Genomic DNA, 2,909 nt, shown 5'->3' with positions numbered 1-2,909 from the left:
TGGGCGTTGGTGCCGCTGATGCCGAAGGAGGAGACGGCGGCGCGGCGCGGATGATCCTGAACGTCCCACGGCCGGGCCTCGGTCAGCAGCTCGACAGCGCCGGCCGACCAGTCCACGTGCGGGGACGGCTCGTCCGCGTGCAGGGTCTGCGGCAGCACCTCGTGGCGCATGGCCATGACCATCTTGATCACGCCACCCACACCGGCGGCGGCCTGGGAGTGGCCGATGTTGGACTTCAGCGAGCCCAGCCACAGCGGCTGGTCCCGCTCCTGGCCGTAGGTCGCGAGAAGCGCCTGCGCCTCGATCGGGTCGCCGAGCACGGTGCCCGTGCCGTGCGCCTCGACCGCGTCCACATCTCCGGCCGCGAGCCCGGCGTTGGCCAGGGCCTGGCGGATCACGCGCTGCTGGGAAGGGCCGTTCGGGGCGGTCAGGCCGTTGCTGGCGCCGTCCTGGTTGATCGCCGAGCCCTTGATGACGGCCAGCACCTTGTGACCGTTGCGCCGGGCGTCCGACAGGCGCTCCACCAGCAGCATGCCGACACCCTCGGCCCAGCCGGTGCCGTCGGCGGAGGCCGAGAACGCCTTGCAGCGCCCGTCCGGCGACAGCCCGCGCTGCCGCGAGAACTCCACGAACATGCCGGGGGACGCCATCACGGTCGCGCCACCGGCCAGCGCCAGGTCGCACTCCCCCGACCGCAGCGACTGCGCGGCCAGGTGCAGCGCCACCAGCGACGACGAGCACGCCGTGTCCACCGTCACCGCCGGGCCCTCGAACCCGAACGAGAACGCGACCCGGCCGGAGATCACGCTGGCGGAGGTGCCGGTCAGCACGTAGCCCTCCGCGGCCCCGGTCGCCTCGTGCAGGCGCGGGCCGTAGTCCTGGGCCATCGCGCCCGCGAACACGCCGGTACGGCTGCCGCGCAACCCCGCCGGATCGACGCCCGCCCGCTCGATCGCCTCCCACGACGCCTCCAGCAGCAACCGTTGCTGCGGATCCATCGCCAACGCCTCACGCGGCGAAATCCCGAAAAATCCGGGATCGAACTCCCCCGCGTCATACAGGAAACCGCCGTGCCGCGAATAAGACGTCCCACGGCTGTCCGGGTCCGGGTCGTACAGGGCCGCCAGATCCCAGCCGCGGTCCACGGGGAACTCCCCGATGGCGTCCGTACCGGAGATCACCAGGTTCCACAGGTCGTCCGGGGAGCGCACCCCTCCGGGGAAGCGGCAGGCCATGCCCACGATCGCGATCGGCTCGTCCGCCACCGAGGCGGCGGTCACCACGGCCTGGACGGACTGCCCGCCCGTCAGTTCCGCGCGCAGGAACGCGGCCAGCGCCTGCGGCGAGGGGTAGTCGAACAGCAGCGAGCTGGGGAGCTGGAGCCCGGTGGCGGCGTTGAGCCGGTTCCTGAGCTCGACGGCGCTGAAGGAGTCGAAGCCGAGCGCCTTGAAGGCGGTGGCGGTGTCCACGGTCGCGGCGTTGGCGTGGCCGAGGACGAGCGCGATGCAGGTCCGTACGAGCTCCAGGAGCAGCTGCTCCTGCTCCGGGCCCGGCAGGCCGTGCAGCCGGTCGGCGAGCGGCTGGGTCCCGTCGCCGGTGGCCGCCGGCTCCGGGGGCGCGGGTGGGGGCGGCGCCGCGCCGTCCGCCTCGGGAAGCCAGTGGTACGTGCGCTGGAAGGCGTAGGTGGGCAGCGGGACGCGCCGCGCGCCGGGGTAGAGGGCGTCCCAGGCCGGGGCGGTGCCGCGTACCTGCAGCTCGGCCAGGGCCAGGGCGGCGCTGTGGCATTCGTTCCGGTTGTCCCGCAGCGTGGCGACGAACCGGGTGCCGGGGTCGGCGGGCAGGCAGTGCTGGCCCATGGCGGCCAGCACCGAGCCGGGGCCGACCTCGACGAACGTGGTCACGCCGGTGTCGGCCAGCGCGCGGATGCCGTCGCTGAAGCGCACGGCCTCGCGGACGTGCCACACCCAGTGGCCGGGCGAGCACAGGTCCTCGCCGGACGCGACGGCCCCGGTGAGGTTGGAGACGATCGGGATGGCCGGCTCGCGGTAGGTGAGCGACTCGGCCACCTGCCGGAACTCCGCCAGCATCGGGTCCATCAGCGGCGAGTGGAAGGCGTGGCTCACGCGTAACCGGCGGGTCTTGCGGCCACGGGCGCGGAACGCCTCGGCGATCTCCGTGACGCGCTCCTCCGCGCCGGAGACCACGACGGAGTCGGGGCCGTTGATCGCGGCGATGCTGACGGAGTCGTCGAGATGGGGGCGGAGCTCCGCCTCGGTGGCCTGGACGGCGATCATCGCGCCGCCGGCGGGCAGGGCCTGCATCAGCCTGCCGCGCGCCGCGACCAGGGTGCAGGCGTCGGCCAGGGACAGCACTCCGGCGACGTGCGCGGCCGAGATCTCGCCGACGGAGTGGCCGATGAGCCGGTCGGGGCGGATGCCCCAGTGCTCGTACAGGCGGGTGAGCGCTACCTCGAAGGCGAAGAGCGCGGGCTGGGTCATGCCGGTCTCGTCCAACGCCCCATCGGGATCGTCGAACATCACCTCGAGCAGCGGCCTGGCGAGCTCGCCGTCGAAGCAGGCGGCGATCTCGTCGAGGGCCCGCGCGAAGGCGGGGTACGCGGCGTAGAGCTCGCGGCCCATGCCCGGGCGCTGGCTGCCCTGGCCCGAGTAGAGGAAGGCGACGTCGCCGTCGCTCGGCCGCCCGGTCACGATCTCGGCGGCGGCCTCTCCCCTGGCGAGCCGGTCGAGCGCGGCGGCCAGCCCGGACGGATCGTCGACGACGATCGCGGCGCGGCGGTCGAAGGCCGTGCGCGTCGTGGCCAGCGAGTAGGCCGTGTCCACGGCGGCGGACACGGCTTCGGCTTCGGCGTGGTCGGCGGCGGCGGACACGGCGGCGGCGGGCTCGGCGGC

At 74.0% G+C, this 2,909-nt stretch carries 1 protein-coding gene; it reads right to left on the bottom strand.

Annotated features, from left to right (window positions below):
* Positions 1–2,909 (bottom strand): beta-ketoacyl synthase N-terminal-like domain-containing protein (locus ACWDX9_RS62020; RefSeq protein WP_449973234.1); only part of this gene is annotated, 2,909 nt, incomplete at both ends.

The sequence above is a fragment of the Nonomuraea sp. NPDC003201 genome (assembly GCF_053590415.1).
The sequence above is the reverse complement of the archived record's forward strand: the minus strand, read 5'-3'. Positions and strand labels throughout refer to the sequence as shown.